This window comes from Pseudarthrobacter sp. MEB009 (assembly GCF_030208875.1).
Taxonomy (GTDB): domain Bacteria; phylum Actinomycetota; class Actinomycetes; order Actinomycetales; family Micrococcaceae; genus Arthrobacter.
Genome location: NZ_JARVTC010000013.1, coordinates 503,951 through 529,926 on the forward strand (window position 1 = coordinate 503,951; position 25,976 = coordinate 529,926).

General features: G+C 64.7%; 22 protein-coding genes. 14 read left to right on the forward strand and 8 right to left on the reverse strand.

Features of this window, described 5'->3' with window-relative positions:
- Window positions 1-60 precede the first annotated feature (60 nt).
- The 14 genes from QRN07_RS13565 (at window position 61) to QRN07_RS13630 (ending at window position 16,174) form a co-directional block, all read left to right on the forward strand.
- Window positions 61-1,008: an ABC transporter ATP-binding protein gene (locus QRN07_RS13565; RefSeq protein WP_050683773.1), complete on the forward strand. Its 948-nt coding sequence runs from the start codon at window positions 61-63 to the stop codon at window positions 1,006-1,008.
- A 5-nt stretch (window positions 1,009-1,013) separates the two neighbouring features.
- On the forward strand, window positions 1,014-1,913 hold the full coding sequence (locus tag QRN07_RS13570) for a DUF2705 family protein (RefSeq protein WP_050683774.1): 900 nt from the start codon (window positions 1,014-1,016) through the stop codon (window positions 1,911-1,913).
- Between the two features lie 13 nt (window positions 1,914-1,926).
- On the forward strand, window positions 1,927-3,261 hold the full coding sequence (locus QRN07_RS13575; RefSeq protein ID WP_285241289.1) for a sensor histidine kinase: 1,335 nt from the start codon (window positions 1,927-1,929) through the stop codon (window positions 3,259-3,261).
- Window positions 3,258-3,950, forward strand: coding sequence for a response regulator (locus QRN07_RS13580; RefSeq protein ID WP_050683776.1), 693 nt, complete (start codon window positions 3,258-3,260; stop codon window positions 3,948-3,950). The genes QRN07_RS13575 and QRN07_RS13580 overlap by 4 nt, the downstream gene beginning before the upstream one ends.
- A 28-nt stretch (window positions 3,951-3,978) precedes the next feature.
- Complete coding sequence (locus tag QRN07_RS13585) at window positions 3,979-5,283, forward strand: M18 family aminopeptidase (RefSeq protein ID WP_056599362.1); 1,305 nt, start codon at window positions 3,979-3,981, stop codon at window positions 5,281-5,283.
- 486 nt (window positions 5,284-5,769) lie between these two features.
- A complete protein-coding gene (locus QRN07_RS13590) occupies window positions 5,770-6,756 on the forward strand; it encodes a glycosyltransferase (protein WP_285241290.1) in 987 nt (328 codons plus the stop codon).
- A gap of 213 nt (window positions 6,757-6,969) precedes the next feature.
- Window positions 6,970-8,817, forward strand: coding sequence for a glycosyltransferase (locus tag QRN07_RS13595; protein WP_285241291.1), 1,848 nt, complete (start codon window positions 6,970-6,972; stop codon window positions 8,815-8,817).
- Between the two features lie 65 nt (window positions 8,818-8,882).
- Window positions 8,883-9,962 (forward strand): glycosyltransferase family 4 protein, encoded by a 1,080-nt coding sequence (locus QRN07_RS13600; protein WP_162242807.1) that lies wholly within the window; start codon window positions 8,883-8,885, stop codon window positions 9,960-9,962.
- A 45-nt stretch (window positions 9,963-10,007) separates the two neighbouring features.
- The gene (locus QRN07_RS13605) at window positions 10,008-10,934 is read left to right on the forward strand and encodes a glycosyltransferase family 2 protein (protein WP_285241292.1); all 927 of its coding nucleotides are present in this window, start codon (window positions 10,008-10,010) and stop codon (window positions 10,932-10,934) included.
- Between the two features lie 160 nt (window positions 10,935-11,094).
- Entirely contained in the window at window positions 11,095-12,006 is a 912-nt protein-coding gene (locus QRN07_RS13610) for a glycosyltransferase (RefSeq protein ID WP_082178119.1), read from the forward strand.
- A gap of 73 nt (window positions 12,007-12,079) precedes the next feature.
- Window positions 12,080-12,838 (forward strand): hypothetical protein, encoded by a 759-nt coding sequence (locus QRN07_RS13615; protein ID WP_157370976.1) that lies wholly within the window; start codon window positions 12,080-12,082, stop codon window positions 12,836-12,838.
- A gap of 9 nt (window positions 12,839-12,847) precedes the next feature.
- Window positions 12,848-13,543 carry a hypothetical protein gene (locus tag QRN07_RS13620; RefSeq protein ID WP_157370975.1) on the forward strand — a complete coding sequence of 232 codons (696 nt, stop codon included), beginning with the start codon at window positions 12,848-12,850 and terminating at the stop codon, window positions 13,541-13,543.
- 77 nt (window positions 13,544-13,620) lie between these two features.
- Window positions 13,621-14,985: an O-antigen ligase family protein gene (locus tag QRN07_RS13625; protein ID WP_162242805.1), complete on the forward strand. Its 1,365-nt coding sequence runs from the start codon at window positions 13,621-13,623 to the stop codon at window positions 14,983-14,985.
- Window positions 14,986-15,037: 52 nt separating this feature from the next.
- On the forward strand, window positions 15,038-16,174 hold the full coding sequence (locus QRN07_RS13630; protein WP_162242804.1) for a glycosyltransferase family protein: 1,137 nt from the start codon (window positions 15,038-15,040) through the stop codon (window positions 16,172-16,174).
- Here the strand turns inward: QRN07_RS13630 and QRN07_RS13635 are convergent.
- From QRN07_RS13635 to QRN07_RS13670, 8 genes are read right to left on the reverse strand one after another with little or no spacing between them, the layout of a single operon-like run.
- Window positions 16,095-17,744, reverse strand: coding sequence for a glycosyltransferase (locus QRN07_RS13635; RefSeq protein ID WP_050683785.1), 1,650 nt, complete (start codon window positions 17,742-17,744; stop codon window positions 16,095-16,097). The two genes, QRN07_RS13630 and QRN07_RS13635, sit on opposite strands and share 80 nt — an antisense overlap.
- Window positions 17,731-19,212 carry an oligosaccharide flippase family protein gene (locus QRN07_RS13640; RefSeq protein WP_056599343.1) on the reverse strand — a complete coding sequence of 494 codons (1,482 nt, stop codon included), beginning with the start codon at window positions 19,210-19,212 and terminating at the stop codon, window positions 17,731-17,733. Before QRN07_RS13640 ends, QRN07_RS13635 begins: the two co-directional genes overlap by 14 nt.
- Window positions 19,209-20,348 carry a DegT/DnrJ/EryC1/StrS family aminotransferase gene (locus QRN07_RS13645; RefSeq protein ID WP_056599341.1) on the reverse strand — a complete coding sequence of 380 codons (1,140 nt, stop codon included), beginning with the start codon at window positions 20,346-20,348 and terminating at the stop codon, window positions 19,209-19,211. Before QRN07_RS13645 ends, QRN07_RS13640 begins: the two co-directional genes overlap by 4 nt.
- A complete protein-coding gene (locus tag QRN07_RS13650) occupies window positions 20,345-21,004 on the reverse strand; it encodes an acetyltransferase (RefSeq protein WP_050683788.1) in 660 nt (219 codons plus the stop codon). Before QRN07_RS13650 ends, QRN07_RS13645 begins: the two co-directional genes overlap by 4 nt.
- Entirely contained in the window at window positions 21,001-22,155 is a 1,155-nt protein-coding gene (locus QRN07_RS13655; protein ID WP_050683789.1) for a DegT/DnrJ/EryC1/StrS family aminotransferase, read from the reverse strand. Before QRN07_RS13655 ends, QRN07_RS13650 begins: the two co-directional genes overlap by 4 nt.
- On the reverse strand, window positions 22,152-23,147 hold the full coding sequence (locus QRN07_RS13660) for an NAD-dependent epimerase/dehydratase family protein (protein ID WP_050683790.1): 996 nt from the start codon (window positions 23,145-23,147) through the stop codon (window positions 22,152-22,154). The genes QRN07_RS13655 and QRN07_RS13660 overlap by 4 nt, the downstream gene beginning before the upstream one ends.
- The gene (locus QRN07_RS13665; protein WP_050683791.1) at window positions 23,144-24,262 is read right to left on the reverse strand and encodes a Gfo/Idh/MocA family protein; all 1,119 of its coding nucleotides are present in this window, start codon (window positions 24,260-24,262) and stop codon (window positions 23,144-23,146) included. Before QRN07_RS13665 ends, QRN07_RS13660 begins: the two co-directional genes overlap by 4 nt.
- 27 nt (window positions 24,263-24,289) lie before the next feature.
- A complete protein-coding gene (locus tag QRN07_RS13670) occupies window positions 24,290-25,882 on the reverse strand; it encodes a sugar transferase (protein ID WP_082484244.1) in 1,593 nt (530 codons plus the stop codon).
- Window positions 25,883-25,976: the final 94 nt, after the last annotated feature.

The window sequence follows — 25,976 nt, forward strand, 5'->3', positions numbered from 1 at the left end:
TAGGAACCACACCACCGTCTTCACACGAATCCGGCAGCCCCGCTGCCGGCCGGAGGAACCATGATAGAGGCACACGACCTGACCAAGACCTATGGCAGCAAGACTGCCGTGGGTGGGGTCAGTTTCACCGTCAGGGCCGGGCAGGTCACCGGATTCCTGGGACCGAACGGCGCAGGCAAATCCACCACGATGCGCATGATCATGGGGCTGGACCGACCCACGTCCGGCTCCGTCACCGTGAACGGCCTGCCGTATGCGCAGCACAAGGCGCCCCTGCACGAGGTCGGTGCGCTGCTGGACGCCAAGGCCGTCCACACCAGCCGCAGCGCCTACAACCACCTCCTGGCCATGGCCGCAACGCACGGTATTGCCAAGTCCAGGGTCCGCGAAGTCATCGAGATGACCGGATTGGACGCCGTAGCCCGCAAAAAGGCCGGCGGATTCTCCCTCGGCATGGGGCAACGCCTGGGCATTGCCGCCGCCCTGCTGGGCGACCCCCAGACCCTCATCCTGGACGAGCCGGTCAACGGGCTGGACCCGGAGGGTGTGTTGTGGGTCCGCAACCTGGTCCGCTACCTCGCCTCCCAGGGCAAAACCGTGTTCCTCTCCTCCCACCTGATGAGCGAGATGGCACAGACCGCCGACCACCTGGTGGTCATTGGCCGCGGCCGCATCATCGCAGACGCACCCGTCAAGGACATCATCGCCGGGACCCGGCAGACCCGGACCCTGGTGCGGACCGGCGAGTCGCACCAGCTCTCCGCGCTCCTCGCGGGCAACGGCGTCACCGTTGACCAAAGCGAGCCGGAGACACTTACCGTCACCGGTCTTGAGCCGCGCCGCATCGCCAAGCTGGCGCTCGATAACGGCGTCCTCATCTACGAGCTCACCCCACAGGTTTCGTCCCTGGAAGACGCCTACTTCGACCTCACCAAGGACGAAGTGGAATACCACTCGCATCTGACCGGGGGGCCCGCAGCGGCCGTTCCGGCCACGGCAGGAAAGTAGCCACGATGAGCACCACCACACAAACTTCCCCGGCCCCCACGCGCTCGGCGGCCGCCGCCCGGCACGGCCTGACCTTCGGCGGCGTGCTCCGCTCCGAATGGATCAAGCTGTGGAGCCTGATGTCCACCCGCATCCTGATCCTGCTGACCCTGGTGGCCACCATCGGCGTCGGTGTCCTGACCGCCTGGGTCCGTTACAACATCCTTGATTCCATGGTGGCCGGCGCCCGGGAACAGGGGATTGAGCCGTCGTCGGACATGCTGGAGCAGTCAATGCCGCCGGGATCAGGGCTGGACCTGTACAACCTGCCCAACGCCGGCCTGCAGGTCGGCATCCTGATCTTCGGGGCCCTTGCCGTCCTGTTCATGGCCTCTGAATACGCCACCGGAATGATCCGCTCCACCATGAGCGCCGTACCGCGCCGCACTCCGGCGTTCCTGGCCAAGGCAATCATCCTTGCCGTGGTTTCCTATGTCATCACCACGGTGGCCGGCGCGGTCACCTTCCTGCTGTCCCTGCCGATGTTCCAGGGCCTGGGGGTGGATCTGTCCTGGTCCACGGACGGTGTGATCTACAGCGTCTTCACCGGGGGCCTCTACGTGGCGGGCGTCGCTTTGATCGGACTGTCACTCGGTACCCTGCTGCGCAACTCCGCCGGCGGCATCACCGTCCTGGTGGGGATTTTCTTTGTTATTCCCATTGCCTCAGGCTTCGCTTCGCTGGTCCCGGGGGACTTCTGGAAATACGTTCCCCAGTACATCCCCAGTGAAGCCGGCGGCCGCTTCCTGGCCATCGGCGAGATCGATGCCTACATCGATCCCTGGCAGGGCGGCCTGATCTTCCTCGGCTATGTGCTGCTGTTCCTGGTCCCGGCACTGCTGGTCCTCAAGAAGCGCGACGTCTGACCGGCACCGCACCGTGAACACCGCAGGACCCGCAAAGGACGCGCCGGCCAGCCAGGCTGACGCGTCCTTTGCCGAGCTTACCGCCAGGCGGCGGGGACGCATCCGCGGCTTCCTGTACCGCCGGCCCAGAGCCATGGATGCTGTGGTTTCCGCCAGCTACACCCTGGTGGTGGCCCCCACCGTGGTGGATGCCGTCCGGTCCGGCAACTGGCTCGCGGCGGCCCTGCTGGTGGGGGTGAGCGGGGCCATGCTCCTGCGCCGCCGCTACCCTGTGGCGCTGGTGGCGCTGGTGGCGGTGGTGGAGGTTGCCGTCACGATGCTGCATCCGTGGGGCTCCAACGTTTCAGCGGGGCTCTGGTTCTCGCTGTACGCCGTTGCTGTGGTTCACAGCCGGAGGTTCGCACTCATCACGATGGCCGTTGCCACAGCGCCGCTGGCCCTGCTTTACCTCCTGGCCGCCGTTGGACCCATCGAGGAACGCCTGGTACCGGCGGCTGCTGCCGCGTCCGGTGACTTCCAGCTGATCACCAGCATTGCCACCGGCGCCACCATTGCACTGTCCAACGTCATTGCCACCGGCATCGGCATCGGCGTCCGGCAGCGGCGCGAACACGAACAGGAAGTGGCTGCCTGGGCCGCGCGGGCCGCGCAGCTGGCCTCCGTCAACGAACGGAACCGGATCGCACGCGAGATGCACGACGTTGTTGCCCACTCCCTGACGGTGATGGTCAGCCTGTCGGACGGGGCCGCCGTTGTGGTCCGGAAGGATCCTGCCCGCGCCGGCGACGTGCTGGGGGAGTTGTCCAGGACCGGACGAACAGCACTGGCGGATATGCGCCGGGTGCTTGGTGTCCTCCGGGACGACGCCGGCAAGGCAGCGCCCCGGCAGCCGCTGGCATCCGGCGACAGCCTTGCCAAACTGCTGGACGGCTTCCGGACGGCAGGCCTGCCGCTGCACTTTTCCCACACGGGCCCCGCACTGCCCGCAGATGCCGCCTTCCAGCTCACCGTGTACAGGATTGTGCAGGAATCCCTCACCAACGTGTTGCGGTACGGCAGGTCGCTGGGGCGGGTGGAGGTCAACATCGTCCGGTCCGGTGGCACGGTTACCATTGACGTGCTCGACGACGGCGCCGTCGCCCAGCCCGCCAACGAGCCTGGGCTGTCCGCCGGTTCGTTCGGTTCGGGGCAGGGCCTGGCGGGCATGGCGGAGCGGGCACGGATCTATGCGGGCACCGTTGAAGCCGGCCGCAGCAGCCGCGGCTGGCGGGTGCACGCCGTGTTGTCCTGGCCCGGAGAGCATCCCGAACTGACGAGCCGTCCCTCTGAACTGCAAGGCAAAGCATGACTGACAACGCCCTTATCTCCGTCCTGCTGGTGGATGACCAGCCGCTGCTGAGGATGGGGTTCCGCCTCATCCTTGAGGGCGAGGACGACCTGCATATTGTGGGCGAAGCCTCCGACGGCGCCGAAGCGATCCGCCGGGTTCAGGAGTTGAACCCGGATGTGGTGCTCATGGACGTGCGGATGCCCGTCCTTGACGGCATCGAGGCCACCCGCGCCATCACGGCTGCAGGCTCCTGCGCCCGGATCATCATCCTGACCACGTTCGATGTGGACGAGTACGCCTTTGCCGGGCTGCAGGCCGGAGCGTCGGCGTTCCTCCTCAAGGACGCCGCGCCGGAAGAACTCATCCACGCCGTGCGGGTGGTGGCCAGCGGGGACGCGGTGGTGGCGCCCCGGGTCACGCAGCGGCTGCTGGAGACGTATGTGCGTGGCGCTGCCCGGCCGGCGCCGGCGGCAGCGGCTCCCGATCCGCTCCTGGCCGACCTCACGCCGCGGGAGACCGAGATGCTCGAGGCCATGGCGGAAGGCCTCTCCAACGCCGAGATCGCCCACCGCTACTACCTTTCGGAGGCCACGGTGAAGACCCACGTGCGCCGGATCCTCACAAAACTCCACCTCCGGGACCGGGTGCAGGCAGTGGTTTATGCCTATGAGACCGGACTGGTGGTCCCGAGCAACCCCGACTACTGAGGGTAACGGCACCCCCTAGACTCGGTAGATGGCTATCTTTTCCTCCGCTACAGAGCACATCCAGGACCTTGGCGCCTACGTCAGCGCCTCGCCGTCGAGCTTCCACGCCGTGCACGAGGCGGGCCGGCGGCTTGAAGCTGCGGGTTTCGCCCGGCTGGATGAGCTTGAGCCGTGGGACGGGGGTGCCGGCTCCTTTTTCATCATCCGGGACGGGGCACTGATTGCCTGGGTGGTCCCCGGGAACGCCGGACCCACCACCGGGTTCAACATCCTGGGGGCGCACACGGATTCGCCGTCCTTCAAGCTCAAGCCCAAACCCACAACGGGCGCCCACGGCTGGCTGCAGGCGGGCGTGGAAGTTTACGGCGGGCCGCTGCTGAACTCCTGGCTTGACCGGGAACTGCAGCTCGCCGGCCGGCTGGTGATGCTGGACGGCACCGAACACCTCACCGCCACCGGCCCCATGCTCCGGTTCCCGCAACTGGCCATCCACCTGGACCGGGCCGTCAATGACGGGCTCACCCTGGACAAGCAGCGCCACATGAACCCGGTCTGGGGCCTGGGCGCCCCCGGCGACGTTGACCTCCTCGGCGTCCTCGCCGCCCGCGCCGGCGGTGGTTCGGTGGACCCTGCTGCCATTGGCGGGTACGACGTCGTTATTGCAGACACGCAGGCGCCCGCGGTTTTCGGCGTCAACAGTGAATTCTTTGCCTCCGGCCGGCTGGACAACCTGTCCGCCACGCACGCGGGTCTGGCGGCGCTGATGGCACACGCCGCGGCCGCTGCCGTCCCCGGCGCTCCGATCGCCGTCCTGGCCGCCTTCGATCATGAGGAAATCGGGTCCAACTCCCGTTCGGGTGCCTGTGGACCCATCCTCGAGGACGTGCTGGTGCGCATCTCCGACGGCCTCGGGGCCACCGTCAGCCAGCGCCGGCAGGCACTGGCGGCATCGTTCTGCGTCTCGGCCGACGCCGGCCATGCAGTCCACCCCAACTACGCCGAACGGCACGACCCCGCCAACCACCCTGTCCTCAACGGCGGCCCGCTCCTGAAAATCAACGCCAACCAGCGGTACGCCACTGACGCTGCGGGGGCCGCCTTCTGGGCCCGGCTCTGCGCCGAATCCAGCGTTCCCTACCAGGAATTTGTGTCCAATAACGTGATGCCCTGCGGGTCCACGATCGGTCCGCTGACTGCCACCCGGCTGGGAATCCGCACGGTGGACGTGGGGGTGCCGCTTCTCTCCATGCACTCGGCGCGCGAACTGTGCGGCGTCGAGGACCCCCACCGGCTGGCTGCCGTTGCGGAGCGTTTCTTCGGCACTGCAGCCTAGGGGACGGACGGCCACTTCAGGCGCTCCACAAAGATGGTGCGGATACCCACACGCACCGTGATTCCGGCTAGGAACGCCGGATCACGGTGCCTACGGTTAAAAAGTACGGATGCCCTGAGGGCATGCGGTTCCCGGTTCCGGGCCGCATGACGGTGGATACGCCACCCGCGGGACGCCGGTAACAACTACCTGAACGCGACAGACAGGCACCGGCGAGCCGGTGCTGATGGCAGGACAAGGGCAGTGCAGACCCCGATTCCCGCCGCTGCGTGGTTGTACCGCGACAATGGAGCCGAAAATGAAGTCTGCACCCGGAAAATTTTCCCGGTTTATTCCACCACGTCCCGGGCTGGCAAGGCGATGACCGGGACCCTGGGCGACCTGATCCCGCCTGACAAGCGTGTTCTGTGGGTCTCCTCGTGTGGCGGGCACCTGGCCGAACTCAAAAAGATGGCAGACCTCTATCCCGAGCTTGACTCAAGGTCCATGTGGGTCACCTTCAATACTCCCCAGGCCCGGTCCATGCTGTCAGGCCGCAATGTGCAGTTCATCCCGTCAATAGGCACCCGGGATGCATGGGGGACGTTGCACACGATCCTGGCCGCATACAGGATTCTTCGCAGTGGTTCGTACCACTACGTAGTGAGCACCGGGGCGGCCGTGGCAGTTTCCTTCCTGCCGCTCGCTGCCTGGATGGGAGTCCAGGCCCTGTACGTGGAGAGCCTCGCGAGAACTCATGCCCCGTCCGCCACCGGGCGGCTCCTGCGACTTTTTCCGGGCGTCCAGACCTATACCCAGTATGAACGATGGGCGAATGACAGGTGGAAATACTCTGGATCTGTGCTGGACAACTGGGACACCCGGTTACGCGGGCGGCGCACCGCCGTCAGGAACGTGTTTGTCAGTTTGGGGACCATCCAGCCCTACCGGTTCGACCGGGCGGTCGATGCGGTCAGGGCGGTGTTGCCCGACGATTGCTCCGTAACGTGGCAGCTTGGGGCGACCTCGCGCGCCGACGTGCCTGGAACAACGCACAGCGAGTTGCCTTGGGAACAGATGGGGCAGCTCATCCGGGACTCTGACGCGTTTGTCTGCCACGCCGGGGTCGGATCGGTTCTGCAGGCGCTGGATAACGGCGCCGTTCCTTTGCTGGCGGTGCGTTCCGCTCGACAAGGGGAGCACGTGGATGATCACCAGGAACACTTTGCCCGGGAAATCCTGCGCCGCGGCTTAGGCAGGATTCTGCCGTTGTCCGGTGATGCGGGCGGCGCCCTGCAACAGATAGCCCAGTGGGAGCCCCTCCGGCAGGAAGAACTGGAAGCTGCCCGGGAACTTCCGCCCTTGCCGGTCCTGGAGAGCCAGCTTCGAAGTTTCCGCTACCGGGGCAAGGGGCAGGCAAAGAGAACCGCTGTTCCGGCAGCTCCGCACCACAAAGCTCAGGCGGACTCCCACAATGTCGGCCTGCATGGCTAGTGAACGCGGGTAGCCGAGCCTACGGTTGGGAACTACAGATGCTAGCCGGAACGCTGCCCCGGGTTCGGGGCCGCGGTTCCATCCCCGGCCGGCCATCAGTAACAGAATATCCAAACACCACAACCACGTGCCGGGCAGCCGGCACCTTCGGCCAGGCAGTGCAGACGCCAGGTAAGGCCGGAAGGTGATTGTGCCGCGCGCTTGGAGCAAAACATGAAGTCTGCACACGGTGAACCGCCCAGCCGGAATACGAAGCCGGATCGGCCCGCGCTGACCGGACACAACGGGTTGCCCGGTTTCACACCGGCGACGGACTATGCGGACGTTGCTGTCATCGTGGTGACGTTCAACAACGAATCCGACGTGCCACAGCTGCTGGCAAGCCTTCGCTGCGAGACTGAGGACCAGTCCATCAAGGTCATCGTCGCGGACAACTCACCGGCGCCTGCCACATTGGACGTGCTCTCCCTTCAAAGTGACGTGCTTTCGTTTTCAACGGGCGGCAATCTGGGCTACGCCGGAGGCATCAACCGGGCCATGGAGTTGGTTGGCGAAGCCGGCAGCATTCTCGTTTTGAATCCGGATCTCTGGGTGGAACGGGGTTCGATCAAGACCCTGCGGCAACGCCTGACTGACTCGGGGGCCGGCGTTGTGGTCCCCGCACTCCTTGACGCAACCGGTGAGCTGCACCGTTCCCTGCGGAGGGAGCCGGGCCTGCTTCGCTCCCTGGGTGATGCCTTGCTGGGCAGCAGGTTCCAGGGCCGGCCCGGGTGGCTGTCAGAGACTGTTTACGACGACGGCAGTTACACTCATCCGCATCCCGTGGACTGGGCGACCGGGGCGGCTTTGCTGATAAGGCCCGACGTGGCGGCTTTGGTCGGACGCTGGGACGAACAATTTTTCCTCTATTCGGAGGAAACGGATTTTTTCCGTCGCGTTCGGCTCGGTCGTGCGGGGGTCTGGTTCGAACCGGCCGCCCGAATGCGCCACAGGGAGGGAGGCTCCGGAAGTTCCCCAGCACTCACGGCCTTGCTGGCAGTCAACCGGGTCCGGTACGCACGGAAGTACGGGCACGGAATGTATTCGACCTCCGTTCACGTCATAGTGGGCTTTGCGGAGCTTGCCAGGGCCTGGCAACCTGCGCACAGGCGGGCCTTGCACGCTGTTCTGCGTTCACGGACATGGGCCATGCTTCCGCACGCCGTTCAGTACCCTGATCCCGGACTGCCGGAAAATTTTCCCTGCGGCGCCGTTATCATTCCCGCCCATAATGAAGTGGCAGTCATCAGGCGGACGTTGGCATGCCTTGCCCGGCCCCTCGGGACCGGGAACGTCCAGGTCATTGTGGCCTGCAACGGCTGCGTCGATGGCACCGAAGCTGCAGCATCATCCGTTCCGGGTGTGGAAGTCATCCGCGTGCAGGAACCGTCGAAGGTGGCGGCCCTCAACGCCGGCGACCGGGCGGCGACGCTGTGGCCACGGATCTACCTGGACGCTGACATAGAAATCTCCGAGGAAGCCCTCCGGCTTACGTTTGAGGAGCTTTCCTCCGAGGACGCACCGTTCGCGGCCAGGCCGGCATTCCGATACGACTTCAGGGAAGCGAGCCACGCTGTGCGGTCCTACTATCGCGCGAGGAGCCGGATCCCCGGCACGTCGGCGGCGCTTTGGGGGGCGGGCGTTTACGGCCTCAGCGAACGCGGACACGATGTCCTCGGCGAGTTTCCTGCGGTCACAGGCGACGACTATTACATCGACCGGCTATATCGGGCGGACGAGAAACGCGTCCTCGACTGCGATCCGGTACTCGTTCGGACGCCGCGGTCCACAAAGGCCCTCGTGGGGACCCTCCGGCGGGTCTACCGGGGGAACAGCGAGCAGGCCGGAGCCGGTCCGTCCGGTGCGCGGGACACGATGAAGGGACTGCTCCGCTCCATCCGTGGGCCGATATCGGCCGCGGACGCACTGGTCTACACCTGTTTTGCGCTGGCCGGACGAGGGGAACCACGGTCTTCACGGGCCGTGCGGTGGCATCGCGATGAAAGCAGCAGGGCTTCCTGATGCCGCGGGACGGGACGAGCGGGCCGCGCAAAGACGAAGCCGGGCAGGCTCCCAGGGTCCTGCTGGTGAAAAGCCGGGGACGGTCCCGCACGGACAACGCGGAGCGGGCAATCCGGCAGCGGGCTGGCGAGGAGCCCCGCAGCCTGCTTCTGGAAGAGGTCCTCGGCTGCGACGTTCTGGACGAGTTCGAGGTGACCGGTATGGCGGGCTGGCGTGGGCGCGTCTACAAGTTCCTCCCATATTTTGTGGCCCAGGCGATGGAGGCAGCTCTTCGGAGCAGGTCTTATGACGTGGTGGTGACGTGGTCCGAGCGGCATACGGTGGCCGTTGCAGCCCTCTTTGCCTGCTTCCGGGTGCGGACCCCGCACCTTGCACTGATGTTCTGGATGTCGAAACCTTCCGTCCGTATCCCGCTCAGGATCTTTCGCTCCGGCGTCGACCGCATCATCACCTGGAGTTCCCTCCAGCGCTCCCTCGCCATCGAAAACTCCGGTTTCAGTCCGGAGGATATCGTCCTGGTCCACCACCCCGTTGACCAGGAGTTCTATCATCCGGGCAGCGATGAGCAAACCATCATCTTTTCGGCAGGGTCCACTGAGCGCGATTTCCAGACGCTCGTTGAGGCTGCCCGGGGACTCAAAATTCCGGTTCGAATTGCAGCATCCCTGGTGGTTACCCACGACGGACTCCGGACGGCCACGAAGGACGTCCGTGGTCAGTTGGGAGATTTGGCGGATCTGGAGGTTGGACCCCTGACACCGGCCGAGCTCCGGGCATCCTATGCGGCGGCGAAAGTGGTGGTTGTGCCCTTGCTCCCCTCCGACATCGATGCAGGGGTGAACGTAATCCTCGAAGGGATGGCCGCTGGGCGCCCGGTCATCGCGTCCAGGACACGAGGCCAAATTGATGTGATCCGGGACGGAGAGAACGGACTTCTGGTTCCGCCCGGCGATGTTGCCGCCCTCAGGGCCGGCATCGAGTACGTCCTCAACGACCCGGCAGCGGCGGCCGTCCTAGGGCGCAGGGCAAGGGCTTACGTCGAAGCAAACCATAGGCTCGAGGACTTCGTAGAGCAGATCCGGGAAAATACTGAGACCCTGGCGGCTACAAAGCCCCGACGGATTCTGACGATTCCCGGCAGGTGAGAAGAATCCCGGCAAATATCCGACGATATTGGATTGGAGGACTACGTGAACAGCATAAGTTTATGTATTTCTACATATAATCGTGTTGATGACCTGACCCGGTTGATTTCAAGCGCACTCATGCAGGTGCCGAAAGTTCCCATTATTGTTTATGATGATGCATCCTCGGATGCGACCGCGGAAATTGTTCGAATGCAGTTTCCGACAGTCAGGGTCGTTGCGGGAAAAAACAATGTTGGACTTATAGCCGCCCGGAATATCTGCATCCGGGAGGCATCCACTCCTTTTGTTATTATCCTGGACGATGATGCCTTTTTTACTTCCCCGAAAACGGTTCAACAAACTCTCGATGACTTCAGCTCCGAACGGATCGGGGCTGTTGCCGTCCCATTCACCGAGAATGGCGTGCTTATGCAGGGTGAAACAGCCGGACCCTCGATTGGACTGGCCAGGTCCTTCATCGGCGCCGCGCATGCTGTCCGGCGGGATGCGGTCCTCGCCTGCGGCGGCCTGCGTGAATCCTACGGCTTCTACTGCGAGGAATCAGACCTGGCCATTCGGTTCCTGGCGGCTGGACTGGTTGTCAGGCACGGCTCCGCCGATCCGGTCACACACTGCCCCAACGCGGACCGTAAACCGCTGCTGCGGCGTCAACTCAGGTGGCGGAGTGAATTCCGGTTCAAGTACTGCCATACGCCGGCATTGCTTCTAATACCTGTGCTGGGCAGCCATTTGGCTCTGCTCGTGTTCCGGTGCAGCCAGTTTGGCGGCCTGGCTGCAACGCTCAAGCTCGGGTACAGCACCTGGCGGGATGTCATCAAGTCGCGGCACGAACGAAAGGGCGTGGGTTTCCGGACCTATTTCCTGTGGCGCCGGCTGGCAGAGAGCCCCCGGCTTACCCTGGGCGACATTGACGACGTGCCCGCAGTGCGCCGGGCCCTCGAAGGCAGTGACTCCTTCGCCGTTCAATGAACGGCAGGGGCACCCTGGGACAGGGCAGCACGCGACAGTGTTGCTGTGGCTACCCACATTTCCAGCCCGCGGATCTGGTGGGTCCAATCCCTGAACGATAGCTTAACAAATCAGGGAGTTACCCATTTGTGCCACAGCGGAACTCGAATTGCGGTGAAGTATGGACCTGGTTGGATCTCCGGACGTCGATCACGTTCTTCTCACGCGTTTTAATCTGCCGTCAAAAGGCTACGAGGGCATTGTTCGAGCCAGGAGTGGATGGCTCCTGGAGCGTGCTGATCTCTTTGAAAAGTATTGCCTGCCCTCGGTGAGTGGACAAAGCCGAAAACCCTCCGCATGGATTATCTATCTTGATCCCGCGAGTCCCGTGTGGCTGATCGACCGCATGAAGCAGTTGAACGCCGACACGGTGTTTTCGCCGATATTCCGGAGCGAAGTCTCGCGAAGTGAGTTGCTGTCCGATATTGCCGGAGTCTTGGGATCACCGAAAGAACTGCTTCTAACCACAAACCTGGACAACGATGACGGACTGGCATGCGATTTTGTAGAGCGGCTTCAGGCGGTGGGCCCGGTTGATCGTGCAACGGCGATCTATCTCACCCGGGGATTGATCAGCGCAAGCAAAGGAATCTACCTGCACGAAGACCGGGACAATGCATTCTGCTCCGTGCTGGCGCCTTGGCCTGATGCCAGGACCTGTTGGGAGGATTGGCATAATCACCTCAAATATTCCATGCCCGTGGTCCGCCTTCGGGGTGACCCTGCCTGGCTGCAGGTGATCCATGGGACCAATGTCAGCAACCGGGTGCACGGACGACGCATCTCACCCACAGGGTTTCTGGACCGATTTCCGGTCCTGGGTCAGGATGCAAAAATTCCCACCCCAATCCAGCTTTTGGCGGACCGCGCGATTTCCGCACCGGGACGGAAAATCCGTGAATCCTTGCGCCGGTTGGCCAAGACAGTAATCCAGGGCACCTCCGGCCGGTCGCGGCTCGATGGCCTCAGGGTCTGGCGGGCAACCCTTACGGACGGTGTTCGTTCACGGGTCCTGCTCCGGAGAAATTCCTAGCCGGCTGGAGCCAGGTGATCAATCGCTGCGTTTCAAATGGAAATCTAATCGAAAGCGGTATTGGATAATGTGGTTGCGCGACATGATCTCGAGCCTGTTGCGGCGATGGTACGTCATTGCTGCACTGTTGCTGTTGACTGTTGGGCTTTGCTTGGTGGTCAAGCAGTCGTTTCCTTCAACATACCGGGCCCACGCGAGCCTGGTCCTGATGCCGCCAACTTCCACGGTGGGCCCTGAGGGGAACCCATTCCTGTTTTTGACAGGGATGGGGCAGATACTCGACATCCTCGCAGTTGAAGTATCCACAGCGGATACTGCCCCGCCGTTTGGCCAGTTATACCCTGGCATGTCGTTCGTAACCGAACCAGACCGGGGCAGCAGCGGCTCCATCATCCGTGTCACAGTGGAGGGGGATGACCCGAGCCAGGTCATTCCCGCCCTGGAAGACGTTGTTGCTCTGGTTCCAAAGACGCTGACAGCCATGCAGGATGAGCAGCGGGTACCAACCCCGTCGCGTGTTGGTTTGATGACGTTGGTGATGGATGAGACTCCGACGGAAGACGCCAAATCGAAGTCGCTGTCAGTGGCCACCGCAGCGGCGGGCGGGTTTGCACTGAGCATCCTGCTGACGGGTTTTATTGATGGCCGGATGCTGGCCCGCGATGAGCGACGCGGCGCGCCGGTCAAGGACGGCTCAGCTTCCGATCTGCGAACCTTGCGACGCGCACGAAATCACAAACATGTGGACGCTGCCGTACCTGGACCGGGCACGCGCACGCCACCGGCCATCCCCCCGGTCGAGGACCGTTTGACGGTCGACGCCAAAGGTTAGGACCAACGGGTGAGGACAAATGAGATCCCGCGGGTTTCGGCCTCAATTGGCGGGGTCCTGGGCCTGGTCTCTTTGCGGAAATGGGCGGTCGTTGTCTTGGGCCTGTCCCTGACGGCGATGTCGGCGTTTCTGCTCGCCGGAGTTGGGCGAACCTACGGAACAACAGTGGAGCTGCTTTTTGTCGAACCCGGCAGGGGTTCTGTCGTCAGTGGTTCGGATGCGGCGCTTCCGTCCCTCGTTGACTTCGCCGGAATTGTCCAGCAAAGGATTTCGGAGGAGGGCAGCGCCGTTGAGCTGCCCTCGTCCACCGCAACGCTCTACGGCAGCGGTGTCCGCAATGGATACTCCATCACCCTCCCGAATACCGGAACACAATGGGCTGTCAGCTTCTCCCGCCCGGTGCTGGCCGTCCAGGTGGTCGGACCCAGCCCCCAGCAGGTCCGCCAGACCCTGGACCAGGTGATGACCTCGGTTGAACTGGAAGCACAGGGGCTGCAGGGGGGCAAGGGGGTACCACCGGGAGGCTACATCCAGGTCACACCATCGCCGGCGGCCCCGGTAGTTGTCGACCTTGGAAGCACCAAGCTGGGCCGCACCAAGGCAGCCCTGGTTATCGGACTGCTGGGACTGACCCTCACCGCATTTTCCGCCAGCCGGATTGACCGCTGGCTCACGGCTTACAAACCGCGCTGGAGACACCCATGAGCGGTCAACAGCACGGCCGGCGGCGCACCCCGCGCGGGCAGGGGCTTACGCTCCGGCCCCCGGCGCGGTTTGATGCAGTGGATGTGCTGACGATTGGCATGATCCTGAGCTGCGCCATTCCGTCCAACCTGACCATCTCGGCACTTGGTTCAATCGGCAGACCCGGTCTTTTGTGGTTTCTTGGAGCGCTGTTGTGGTGGGGATGGCAACAAGTACAGCGGCCCTTTCCGCTTTTTGGCGGAAGTCAGCCGGCCCGCCGTTCACTGTTTATGTTCCTGTGTGCCGTTGCGGTCACTTATGCCGTCGCTAACTTTGCCGGGTTGGCCCCCGATGAGGCGCGTGCTGCTGACACCGGGTTGCTGCGGGCACTGAGTTGGGCCGGTCTCTTCCTTCTAGCCAACGACGGAGTGATTGACCGCGGAAAACTCCTGGTCCTGCTGGACCGGGTTGTGCTGCTGGGAACGGCGATGGCCACACTGGGACTTGTCCAGTTCGTGACAGGACAGTCTTTTGTCTCCGCCATTTCCATCCCTGGCTTCAGCGAAGGAGTTGCCGCTGACAGCATCCATCTCAGGGCGGGTTTCCTGCGCGCCGCCGGTACAGCGACCCACCCGCTCGAGTACGGCGTGGTGCTGTGCATGTCCCTTCCCATCGCCGTGACTCTTGCCCTGAACGAACTTAAAGGCAGGAGCATCTTCCGCTGGATCTGTGTGGGAATAATTCTGGCGGCAGTTGCCCTTTCGGTTTCACGTTCGACGTTCATAGGCGTTGCCGTTGTTCTGATCGTGCTGCTCCCGAGTTGGTCCAGGACCTTACGCCTCCGGGCACTTCTTGTGTTCATGTTCGCCGGCGTCGCCGTGTACTTCCTGGTGCCGGGCATGGTGGGAACGGTGCGCGGCCTGTTCGAGGGGCTCTCCGGAGATTCAAGTACCCAATCCAGAACTGACAGTTATGGAGTTGTGCTGGAACTGGCCATCAGGAACGGGATTCTGGGGCGCGGTTTCGGTACGTTCCTGCCCAAGTACAGGATCCTTGATAATGAGTACCTGCTTATGCTGATTGATTCCGGCTTCCTGGGGCTGTTCACCTTCCTGCTGTTTATGCTCAGCGGCCTCTATTGCTGTTTCCGCGCCCGGGCGCTCCTGACGGACCCGCTGCTTTCCAGGCTGAGTATCGCTGTAGCCTCAGCACTCACTGCTGCCGGAGTGATGTTTGCCTTCTTTGACGCTTTGAGCTTTCCCATGGCCGGCGCATTCCTGTTCCTGATGCTTGGCATCGCCGGTGCTTTGTGGCGCATTGCGAGGAATGAGAAAGCCTCAACCGTGGTACTGCAGCTCCCACGAACAGACCCGATCCCTGAGCGGCGGCCGGTATGGCCGCTTCCGGGTGATGCACCCCTAAACCCGGATGAGGAGCGAGATCTTGATGTTGCCAAGCACTGAAGTGGGAGTACGCACACCGGTATCCATTATTTGTGTCTTCAATAGTCCGGACGTGCTCAGGGAATGCCTGACGGCGTCTGTGCACTCGGGATTGCCTGCGGCGCCGGATACCGAGTACCTGCCGGTTGACAATACGGCCGGTCAATTTCCTTCCGCCGGCGCCGCCCTCAATCACGGTGCGCGCCTGGCGGCCAACGACGTGGTGGTCTTTGTGCACCAAGACGTCTTCCTCCACTCCCTTGTTGCTCTGGAGGCCGCGGCGGGGCTCCTTATGCGTGACACCTCGACGGGCATTGCCGGCGCAACAGGAGTAACACGTGACGGCAGGCAGCTTGGACTGATCCGCGACCGCGTGGTCTTTTCCGGCGAACCCCTCTCGGGGTTGACCGATGTGGACACCCTTGACGAGGTACTTTTTATGGCCCGGCGGCAACAAATCCTCCGCCACCCGCTCGCTGAAGTCCGTGACCTTTCATGGCACGCCTATGCGGTGGAGTACTGCGTCCGCATGCGGTCCCTGGGACTGAGGGTGTCGGCGGCCCCGATTCCATTGACCCACAACAGCCTCTCCACCAACGTGGACCTGCTGGCCGAAGCGCATGACTGGATCGCCAAGGCTTACCCGGAGCAGTTGCCGGTGGTTACCACGTGCGGCACCGTCCAGGCGCGGATGAAGGCCCCCGGAGTCCTTGCACGTATGGTGGGCACCCAGAAATGGCGGTATCGATGGCTTCGGGAATCACTGGCCGCCCACCGGCTCCGCAACGGTGCGCCGGCGGATGCCCCGACTGTACTTGGCGACATCCGCTGGGACATCGATTCCATCTGTTCCGCGGCGGATCTTGCCGAGGCGTATGTCATCAGTGCAGTGCCCGCTGGGGCAGGCCTTTCCGCCATCAGCTGTGCCGTGGAGCTGCCCCGCAGGAATGTGACGTTCAGGTTCGAGACCGCGGATCAGGCGTCACTGGTCCCGCTGGTTGCATCACAACCACTGGACCGTACAGTCGTTGTGACAAATGCGGGCTTTGCCGCTGTGGGCGAGGTTGCAGGTGCGTTGGCCGGCCGGAAGGTCCTTCTCGGGTTCGACGGTGACATCGGTGCGTGGCTTCTTACCGGACCTGGCGTCGACGCAGCGGTAGCAGGCTATCGTGGACGGCGGGCAACGCCGTTTGCCATGCGGGCGGGCTGAGCCGGCGCCGGGTATCTGCGATCCCGGCACGGACCCATTCCGGCAGCAGCCGCCAGGGCCCCAACTGCTGGGACTTCCGCAATGCCAACCAGTGCCGGATCCGCCCGGCAGGCCCGCGCAGGGTGAGAACGTCGGCCGCTGCGGCTCCAACGCCCGAAAAACCTGTCCTGCTTTGGATCATGCCTACCAGCTGATCCAATGGTCCGTCCTGCCAAGGCGTCGCCCCCGTCACGACGGACGTACCGGCAGCCCGGGCTTTGGTGTAGATGGCGGATACCGTCTCCGCCCAGGCAGCTGGACTGTGGCCGGCAAGAACCGCCTCCCGGCTCGCTGTACCCCGGGCGGCCCTTAACGCGGGAGAGTCGGCCAGCGCCGCAAAGGTCTCAATGAACTCCTGCTCGGTTGCCGGGCTGAACAGCTCCTTGACCATGCCGGGCGAATCGGAGCCAAGTACCGCACACTCTTCCGGGTGGCCCCGGAAGGTCACCAGCGGCAGGCCATGCGCGCCGGCCTCCAGCAGGGAGGTCAGCGACGAAAACGGATAGGAATCAAGGTAAACGTCCGCAACGGACAGGAGGCCCTGCACCTCGGGAAGCCGGCCGAGGGCCCGGATCCGGCCACCGCTTGCCCCCGCAGCCTCCAACCATTGGCCTTCGGCGGCCGGACCGGCAACCAGGAGCCGCATTTCGGGGCGGTGCCGAATCAGGGCGGAGAAGAGCCCGATCAGGGATTCCTGGCCCACCGCACTGTATTTACTGCCTGCTGCCGCTGAAACAACCAGCAGTTCGCCGTCCGCCACGCCAAGCCGCAACCGGGCTGCCGAGCGTTGGAAGCCGTCAAGCCCCCCGGCAGGGGACAGCTCAAGCGGCCGGTTCGCCACCATGCACCGCTCAGGGGCTATTCCCCTCCGGCTGACGCTCAGGTCCCGGCCGCTTTGGCGCAGATTCATTGTCACGGTGGCGGCGGATGTACCAACCCAGAAGACGTGGTCTGCGTGGTTCACGTAAACCGCGGGCGGCGATCCCTCGAGCCCGAGGGCGAGGGCGGGCACCACATCGTACGGATGGGCGTGGACTATGACCACGTCGGCGGCACGGACGAACCGGCGCAGGGCCGCTGCCCGTCTAAGCAGGCCCCCGGGTCGACGGTCCAGCAGGAGCACATCGCTGGAATCGGGGAGATGAGCCGTGACTTTGGCCGGTATCTGCGCCATTCCCTGCCGCGTGAGCACCAGCTTGTGGCTTGACAGCGGATCTTCACGAATCCAGCGTGCGATGGACTGGGTATGGCCACCCGTGCCGTAGAGCTGGGTGGCCACGTGAACAATCACCTGCCGGCCCGGGGCCGCTGATTCCGGCCGCCCAACCGCGGCCGGAACGGAGGTTCTGATCCGGCTGATGAGGTCTTCAAGTTCCTTGCTGGCGAAAAGTCCTGCATGGTCGGTCCACGCGAAGCGGGCAGCCAGCTGCGCCTGGACTGCCGCGCGCTCCCAGGCTCCGGAATCCGCAAATGCTGCCGCGCTGCGAACGAGCTGGCAGAAGGTTTCCCTGTTCTGACTAGTCGTCGTCAAGGCCCCCGCTCCGTCCCATCGCCTTGAGCATCGAAATATCGGCACGTTTGATCCACAGCAGGCCAGCCATCATAGCGATGGCCGCAGCCGCTGAAATGAGTTGGGCGAACGGCGGTTGCAGTCCGGCCCTGTCCACAAGTATGGCGAAGCCGGACAGCAAGGCTGAACAAAGCGCCGGAAGCCAGCCTTGGCGCAGCATCCTGGCGGGTCCGATACCGGCCGTCCGCAACCGCCACAGATAGATGGGAAGCACCACGGCTGCCGCAACCAGGAACTGTGCCCTGGCAATCCCGGCAATCCCGTCAGCAGCGCCCAGGAGGAGGGCCGGCACCAGGGCCACGAGCCAGCACACCTGGATAGTGAGGATGGAACCGGTGAGACCCACCACCACCAGGTAGTCATAAATCAATTCAAAGAAAATACGCAGGCCCGCCAACATGGCGAGCCAGGTAAGGGCGGCCGCGGCTCCTGCCCAGGCGTCGCCATACACAAACTGGACAATGGGCCCGGCCTGGATTGCGAGCAGGGTAACGGCCGGGAAGGTTACGGCCGTCAGGACACCTGTCAGGGCGGTGACTGTCGCCCGCATCCTCGGCGGGTCGTGCTGGAGCCGGGCCAGGGCAGCGGGTGCAACACTTCGCAGCGGCTGTGACAGGACGGAGACCGGCCAGCTGGCCAGGTTGAAGGCGAGGACATAAAGGCCCAGCATGGTGGGGCCGAGGAGATTGCCGATCACCAGCTGATCAAAATAGCCCAGGCAAAAGACGATGATGCTGGTGCCGGCAAGCGGCAGGCCGAACCCGAGCAGGGGCTTCAGAAGCTTCCTGTCGAGGCCTGCACGCAGTGGCAGCGGTGACTTGACCACAAACATGATGCCGGAAACCACAGTTCCGGCCAGGCGTCCGATGGCCAGGCTCATGGCCCCGAATCCCGCGAGTGCGAGAACGATGGATATAACGGCGCCCAGCCAGACATTCACCTGGTCGATGGCCATTTTTGTTTTCTGGTCAAAGCTGCGCTGCAGGAGAGCGGCAGGTGTTGCGACGACGCCACTGATGGGGACGCAGCAGACCATCAGGCGAACGACGCCGGCGGCATCCGGATCGCCCATGGCAGCCGCAAACCAGGGTGCCGCCCACAGCCCTGCCAGGCAAAAGAGGCAACTGCTCAGGATTGAAATTGTGGTCACCGTAGGTGCGATATCGGCGGGATCACCCGGCCAGCGGACGATCGCCAGGCTAACGCCGAGCTCATTGAATGTCAGGACTGCAAGCAGCGCGACCATGGCGACCGCGAAAGTGCCGTAGGAATCCGGACCAAGGATCCGGGCAAGCAGGATTCCGATCCCCAGGGTTCCCAACTTGGCAACGCCGGTATTGAGCAGGCTCCACGCCAGGGCCGCAGAGGCTCCCGGTGCTTTGGCGGTAACCGGCGAAGCCGTTCCCGGCCCTTGCACCGGGGCGGTCATAGACTGCTCCGGACTGCTTTCAGGGCGTCGGCCACCCGCTCCTGCTGGTCCGGCGTGATGTGCGGGAACAGGGGGAGGGACAGGATCCGGCCGGCGGCTTCCTCGGCGACAGGAAAGGACCCCGGCCCCCGGCCATCGCCCGCGTACGCACCGCTCAAGTGAACGGGAACGGGATAGTGGATGCCGGCCTGGATCCCCCGGGCGAGCAGGCCGGCAAGCACGGTATCCCGGTCCGGGACCCGGACCACATAAAGATGCCAGACGTCGGTGTTGCCGGGCGCTTCCGCGGGCAGTTCCACACCCGGGATGTCGGCCAGCAGGCACGCGTACCGCTCGGCTGCAGCACGCCGCAGGAGGTTCCACTCCTGCAGCCGGGCCAGTTTCGCTTTCAACACCACCGCCTGGACGGTGTCCAGGCGGGAGTTGATCCCCACCACGTCGTGGCGGTACTTGACGGAGCTTCCATGAGCGCCCAGCAGCCGGACATGCGCGGCCACGTCCGGATCGTTGGTCAGGACCCCGCCTGCGTCACCCGCAGCGCCGAGGTTCTTTCCCGGATAGAAACTTGTGCCCGCGGCCAGCCCCAACGTGCCGGCGGAGCGGCCGAACCGGGTGGCGCCCTGGGCCTGGGCGGCGTCCTCAATGATCACCGCCCCGCACGACGCGGCGACGGGAAGCAGCTGTTCCACAAACGCCGTCTGCCCGAAGAGATGGACAGGGACGATGGCCTGGGTGCGTCCCGTCACGGCGGCAGCCGCGGCGGCCGGGTCCATCAGGAGGTAGCGGGCGTCCACATCCACGGGGACGGGAACCGCCCCGATCCTGCTGACAGCCTCCGCTGTGGCAATGAACGTATTGGCCGGCAGGATGACTTCGCCGCCTGGCCCCACGCCACCTGCCCGCAGGGCCAGCTCAAGGGCCTCGGTGCCGTTGGCGACGCCTACGCAGTGCCGGGCACCCGTAAATCGGGCGTAGCCGGACTCAAAGTCCGCCACGGCTGTGCCGCCCACAAACGCGGCCGTCGCAAACACCCCGGCCAGTTCGGCCATTACGACGTCGTGGACCTCCGCCTGCTGCGCGGCCAGGTCCACCAACGGAACGATTGCCGGCGCCGAGACTTCCAATCCCGCGCTCACGGTGCCCCCTTGAACAGGAAACTGTCCTTGTCGATTTCCCGGGCGGGCACACCCACCCACGTTTCGCCGTCGGGTACGTTGCTGAGGACAGCGGCGCCCATCCCCACAGTTGCGTACGCACCCACGGAAACCCGTTCCCGGACGCTGGAATTCATACCGAGGTAGGCTGCCCGGCCCACCCGGACGCCGCCGCCCAGGGACACGCCGGCGGCAAACGTGGCGAAGTCTGCCACGTCGTCGTCGTGCGTAAACGTCACAGACGGCATCACCACCACATGTGAACCCAGGGTGACAGCGGCGGTGAGGGTGACGTTGCGCAGCAAAATGCTGCCCCGGCCGATCCTGCAGTCTTCGGGATACTGCACCGACGGGTCGATGGCGGTGGCGTAGCGGGCCTCGTTGAGGCCCATGGCGGTAAGCCGGTCCACCACCGCCTCCCTGGCCCTTCCCGAACCGATGCACACCAGCACAAAGGCATGGGTGTATTTTGCTGCCTCGTCGATGGTTCCAAGGACCGGCGCGCCATCCACGGTAACGCCCGCCATTTCCCGGTCATCGTCCAGGAGCCCAACGACGTCGTACTGCCCGCTGCTGCGCACCATGGCCAGGACCTCCCGGGCCAGGCCGCTGGCAGCGATCAGAATCAGCTCGCTCATGTGGCCGCCGCCCGGATGGTGCTGATAATGCGGCCGAGTCCTTCGTCGCTGAGGTCATGGAAGACAGGCAGGATCAGTGTCCTGTCATTTAGCCGTTCCGTGTGCTGCAGGCTGGCGTTGCCTCCGTCCCGCCAGCGGTAGGCCGGCTGGCGGTGCGCGGCCATGATGCCGCGCCGTGCAGAAATCCCGGCATCAGCCAGCTTTTCCATCAGCCCCTCCCGGCTGGTGGCGAAGGAGGGCAGGACCTCGATCCAGAAGGACTGGTAATTAGTGGTGCCGTAGGGCGGATCGGAGACCAGCCGCAGTCCCCGCAGGCCCGCCAGCCCGGCCACGTAACGGGAAGCGATGTCACGGCGCCGCTGCAGGATTTCGGGCAGCCGGCCGAGTTGGACGATGCCGACGGCCGCCTGCAGGTCCGTCATCCTGTAGTTGAAGCCCACTTCAAGGTAAACCTCCGGCGGGGCCAGGACGGAGCCGTGCCGGTCGGTGGCGGACACGCTCATGGAATGCTCCCGCAGGGTCCGTGCCCTGGCCGCCCAGTCGGCCCGGTTGGTGGTCAGCATGCCACCCTCGCCGGTAGTGAGGATTTTCCGGGGATGGAACGACCACACCGCGATGTCCGCGCGGGTGCCCACGGGTTTTCCCTTGTACGTGGAACCCACCGCGCAGGCTGCGTCCTCGATGACGGTGATTTCGTGCCTGTCGCAGAGCTCCCTGATGGGGTCAAGGTCCAGTGGTACCCCACCCTGGTCCACCACAATCACCGCGCGGGTGTCCAGGGTGAGGGCGGCGTGGATGGTTTCGGCCGTGACGTTGCCTGTGGCCGGATCAACGTCACAAAAGACCGGCCGCGCTCCCACATACGTGACGGCGTTCGCGGTGGCAATGAAGGACAGTGACGGGACCAGGACATCGTCGCCCGGCCCGATCCCGGCCACGACCAGGGCCAGGTGCAGCGCCGTGGTGCAGCTGGAGGTTGCCACCGCATGGCGGACGCTTTGCCCGGCAGCGAAAAGGGTTTCGAACTCCTTGACTTTGGGTCCCTGGGCCACCCAGCCGGATGCCACCACGTCGGCCAGGGCCTTCGCTTCCTCTTCGCCCAGCAGGGGCTTCATCACGTTGATCCGCGCGAGGACTGCTTCCTGGCTCATGACAACCCTGCCTTCCTTGCTGCGGCGATTTCGTCCCGGAGCGGGGCCCACCACGCGACCAGGCCGCGAAGGCCCTCTTCCAGCTCCACTTCGGCTTTGAAGCCCAGGTCGCGTGCTGCGGCTGTCGTGTCGGCCAGCCGGCGCACCACGCCGTTGACCTGGCGTTCGGGGCCATGTTCCACGGCCAGGCCGGAGTCCATGGCCCGCAGCAGCGCCTGGGCCATTTCCAGGAGGCTCGTTTCAGTTCCGCTCGCCACGTTGTAGACGCCGGTGGTGACGCCGCTTCCGGCCGCTAGAACGTTGGCCCGGGCCACGTCCGCGGTGTGGATGAAGTCCATGGTCTGTTGGCCGTCGCCGAAAATCAGCGGCGGCCTGCCGTCCTTGATCCGCTCCATCCAACGCACCAGGACCTCCGTGTACAGGCCGTGGACGTCCATTCGGGGGCCGTAGACGTTGAAGTAGCGAAGCATCACGCAGTTCAGTCCGGTCATGGCGCTGAAGCTCCTGGCCATGCCCTCGTTGAAGGATTTGGCGGCACCGTAGAACGTGTCGTTGTTGGCGTGGTGGTGCCGTTCGGTGGTGGGGAACTCCTCCGCCATCCCGTAGACGGAAGCACTGGAGGCGGCCACGAGTTTGTCCACCTTGTGTTCCGCGGCGGCCTCCATCACGTTGAAGGAGCCGTCCACCAGGACTTCCAGGGCCAGGCGCGGCTCCTCGGCACACTGCGTGATCCGGATGGCGGCCTGATGGAACACCAGGTCCTTGCCCCGGCTCAGGTCATGCACCAGGTCCCGGTCCGAGATAGTGCCCTCCACGAGCTCCACCTGGCCGGAGGACAAGGCGCCGGAGAGGTTGGCCCGGCGGCCGCGCACCAGGTTGTCCAGAACGTCCACCCGGCCCACCCCGGCCGCCAGCAGCTGGTCCACCAGGGTTGATCCGATGGTGCCCGCGCCGCCTGTCACCAGGACATCCGCACCCTCAAGATTGGTCACCGGGCACGCTCCGCGCCGGCATCCGCCAGGGCGGACCCCTCAACCTGTGATGCCTGGCCGGACCGGCTCAGGCTCCTGGTTACCGCTTCGAGTACGGACAGGACCCGGAGCCCGGAGGCGCCGCCGGTGCGGGCCGGGCGGCCGCTGCGGATGCAGGTGGCAAGTTCCTCCACCACCTGCGAGAGGGCTTCGCGCTCCGGAAGCGCCGGGGACCAGGTGTCACCGAGCCGGTAGGATACCGCCGTGGACGTTTTTTCACCGATGGACTGCGGCTGCCGGTCAAGGCTTACGCCGCGGTCATAGACACTGAGCCGCTGCTGCGGGTTGAGGTCGTCCCAGACCAGCGTGCGCTGGGAGCCGCCAATCACCATTTGCCGGATCTTGGTGGGGCTGAGCCAATTGACGTGCACGTGGGCGGTGGCATCATTGGCGAGGCGGAAGTTCAGGTGTCCCACGCAGTCACGGCCGGTGCCCAGCGGATCGGCTCCGAACGCCGAGACTTCACTGGGGTTCAGTCCGCCCGGCAGGATGAAGTCCAGGATGGACAGGTCATGCGGCGCCAGGTCCCAGAACACGTCCACGTCCGGCTGGACCAGTCCCAGATTGATGCGCGTGGAATCCACGTACAGGATGTCCCCCAGGGAGCCGCTCTGCACCAGTTCCTGCATCTTAAGCACGGCAGGTGTGTAGCAATAGGTGTGGTCGGCCATCAGCACCAGGCCGTTCGCCTCCGCGGTCTCCACCATTTCCACCCCGTGGGCCCGGCTGTCCGCGAGGGGCTTTTCCACCAGGACGTGCTTGCCGGCCCGCAGCGCCGTCATCACGGTCCCATAGTGGGTGCGCGCCGGCGTCGCGATGGCCACGGCATCCACGTCGAATGTGTCCAGCAGCTCGTCCAGGCTTTCCACCACGGGGATCTCGCCCAGCGACGCGGCGAGTTTCCGGGCCCGCGCAAGGTCCAGGTCGCAGATGGCCACCAGGTCCCAGTCGGGGCTCGCCTGCAGGTTGCGGGCCAGGTTCGGTCCCCAGTAGCCGGCGCCAACGACGGCGATCCGGAGTTTCCTGCCCTGCTGCCGGTGGGCGGGGGCTGGTGATGGGGTAGCAGCTGCGGTCATGGCGGTTTCTTTCCCGGAGATGGATTGTTAGTAAGCGCCGGACGGCCGGATCACTGCCCGGAAAGTCCGCCAAAGAATAAGGAGGTCACCGGCGATGGACCAGTTTTCGACGTAGTACAGGTCAAGCCGGACGGCTTCATCCCAGGCGAGGTCCGAGCGTCCGTTGATCTGCCACAGGCCGGTGATGCCGGGCTTGATCAGCAGCCGGCGCCGGGTGTGGTGCTCGTAGGCCCCTACTTCCCGGTCCAGCGGCGGGCGGGGACCCACCATGCTCATGTCGCCGAGCACCACGTTCCACAGCTGCGGCAGCTCGTCCAGCGAGTACTTGCGCATCCACCGTCCGCAACGGGTCACCCGGGGATCGTCCCGCATCTTGAACAGCACACCCGCACCCTCGTTCTGCTGGCCAAGGTCAGCCAGCCGGGCCTCGGCGTCCACCACCATGGAGCGGAACTTGAACATGCCGAACACCTTGCCGTCCTTGCCGATCCGCTCCTGTCGGAACAGCACCGGCCCGGGGCTGTCCAACCGCACAATAAGTGCCAGTGCCAGCAGGATGGGGGAGAGGGCCAGGAGGGCGCCCAGCGCGGCGGCGGCGTCCATGGCCCGCTTGAGCACATGCTTGGCCCCGGAATACTGCGGGATGTCCACGTGCATCAGGGGCAGTCCCTCGACGGGCCGCCAGTGGATGCGGGGGCCCGCAACGTTGGTCAGGGTTGCCGCGAGGATCAGCTCCGCTGATGACTCCTCAAGCTTCCAACCCAGTTCACGGATGAACCGGTTGCCGCCCGGCAGGGGACCGGCGACAATCACCGAGTCCGCGTCGGACAGCCGGACCGTCCGGGCAATGTCATCGGTCGAGGAAAGGACCGGGACCGTGCTGTCCTCGACCCGGAAGATCCCGCCACGGCGGGCCCCGGGGAGGCAGACACCCAGGATGTCGTAAACGGCTCCGGACTTCCTGCGGACCTGCTGCACCACGTAGCGGACGTCCTCGGGGTCCCCCACAACGATGGCCCGGGAAAGATGCCGGCCCTTGGCCTTTTCTGCCGTGAGCCTGCGGCGGAACACCCACCGGTTCAGGGTCAGGGCGGCGAGCCCCAGCGGCAGGGAAACGGTGACGAAGGCGTCGGCCCCGTCGACGGAGAAAACCACGGCTGCGATGGCCATCAGGCCGAAGATCCGCACAGTGGCCGAGGCAACCCGCTTGTATTCGTCGGCACCGATGCCCAGGACCTTGGAGTCCCTGGTCCGGTACATTTCCAGCGCCACCAGCCAGGCCACCGCCACACCCATGGCCGTCACGGTGGCGGCCCGGTTCGCCAGGCTGTCCGGCGCCGCGCCCGTCACCACGTAGCCGAGGTAGACGGCGGCCACCACCAGGACCGTGTCGGCGCCGCGGATCAGGTTCAGGTGCGTCGAGATCCACGCTGCTGCAGCTTTCCGTCCGGTGGCCTTCGCCACGCCGAGGGCGGGACCGCTGGTTGGCGGCCGCAGAATCCGGGTTCCTGCGGTTTCCGCCGCCGCCAACCGCGGAGTTGACGTCCGCTGTGCAGCAACCGACGCAACAGGCCAGCTAAAAGCTGCACGTCCGGTTCGGGCTACTGGTATTTCTGCCATAGTGAACCTTTCCGGCGTATCCGCCTTTTGAGTTGGCCATGAGGAAAAATTAGCTGGGAAAAGCCTGGGGAAACGCGGGTTCAAGGAGGCTTTT

Excerpts from the sequence above, each read along its gene's own strand:
- QRN07_RS13640 (WP_056599343.1), bottom strand. The coding sequence starts at position 19,212 with ATGACCGCCCCGGTGCAAGGGCCGGGAACGGCTTCGCCGGTTACCGCC.
- QRN07_RS13670 (WP_082484244.1), bottom strand. The coding sequence starts at position 25,882 with ATGGCAGAAATACCAGTAGCCCGAACCGGACGTGCAGCTTTTAGCTGG.
- QRN07_RS13595 (WP_285241291.1), top strand. The coding sequence starts at position 6,970 with ATGAAGTCTGCACACGGTGAACCGCCCAGCCGGAATACGAAGCCGGAT.
- QRN07_RS13590 (WP_285241290.1), top strand. The coding sequence starts at position 5,770 with ATGTGGGTCACCTTCAATACTCCCCAGGCCCGGTCCATGCTGTCAGGC.
- QRN07_RS13570 (WP_050683774.1), top strand. The coding sequence starts at position 1,014 with ATGAGCACCACCACACAAACTTCCCCGGCCCCCACGCGCTCGGCGGCC.
- QRN07_RS13665 (WP_050683791.1), bottom strand. The coding sequence starts at position 24,262 with ATGACCGCAGCTGCTACCCCATCACCAGCCCCCGCCCACCGGCAGCAG.
- QRN07_RS13610 (WP_082178119.1), top strand. The coding sequence starts at position 11,095 with ATGGACCTGGTTGGATCTCCGGACGTCGATCACGTTCTTCTCACGCGT.
- QRN07_RS13580 (WP_050683776.1), top strand. The coding sequence starts at position 3,258 with ATGACTGACAACGCCCTTATCTCCGTCCTGCTGGTGGATGACCAGCCG.
- QRN07_RS13585 (WP_056599362.1), top strand. The coding sequence starts at position 3,979 with ATGGCTATCTTTTCCTCCGCTACAGAGCACATCCAGGACCTTGGCGCC.
- QRN07_RS13650 (WP_050683788.1), bottom strand. The coding sequence starts at position 21,004 with ATGAGCGAGCTGATTCTGATCGCTGCCAGCGGCCTGGCCCGGGAGGTC.
- QRN07_RS13655 (WP_050683789.1), bottom strand. The coding sequence starts at position 22,155 with ATGAGCCAGGAAGCAGTCCTCGCGCGGATCAACGTGATGAAGCCCCTG.
- QRN07_RS13565 (WP_050683773.1), top strand. The coding sequence starts at position 61 with ATGATAGAGGCACACGACCTGACCAAGACCTATGGCAGCAAGACTGCC.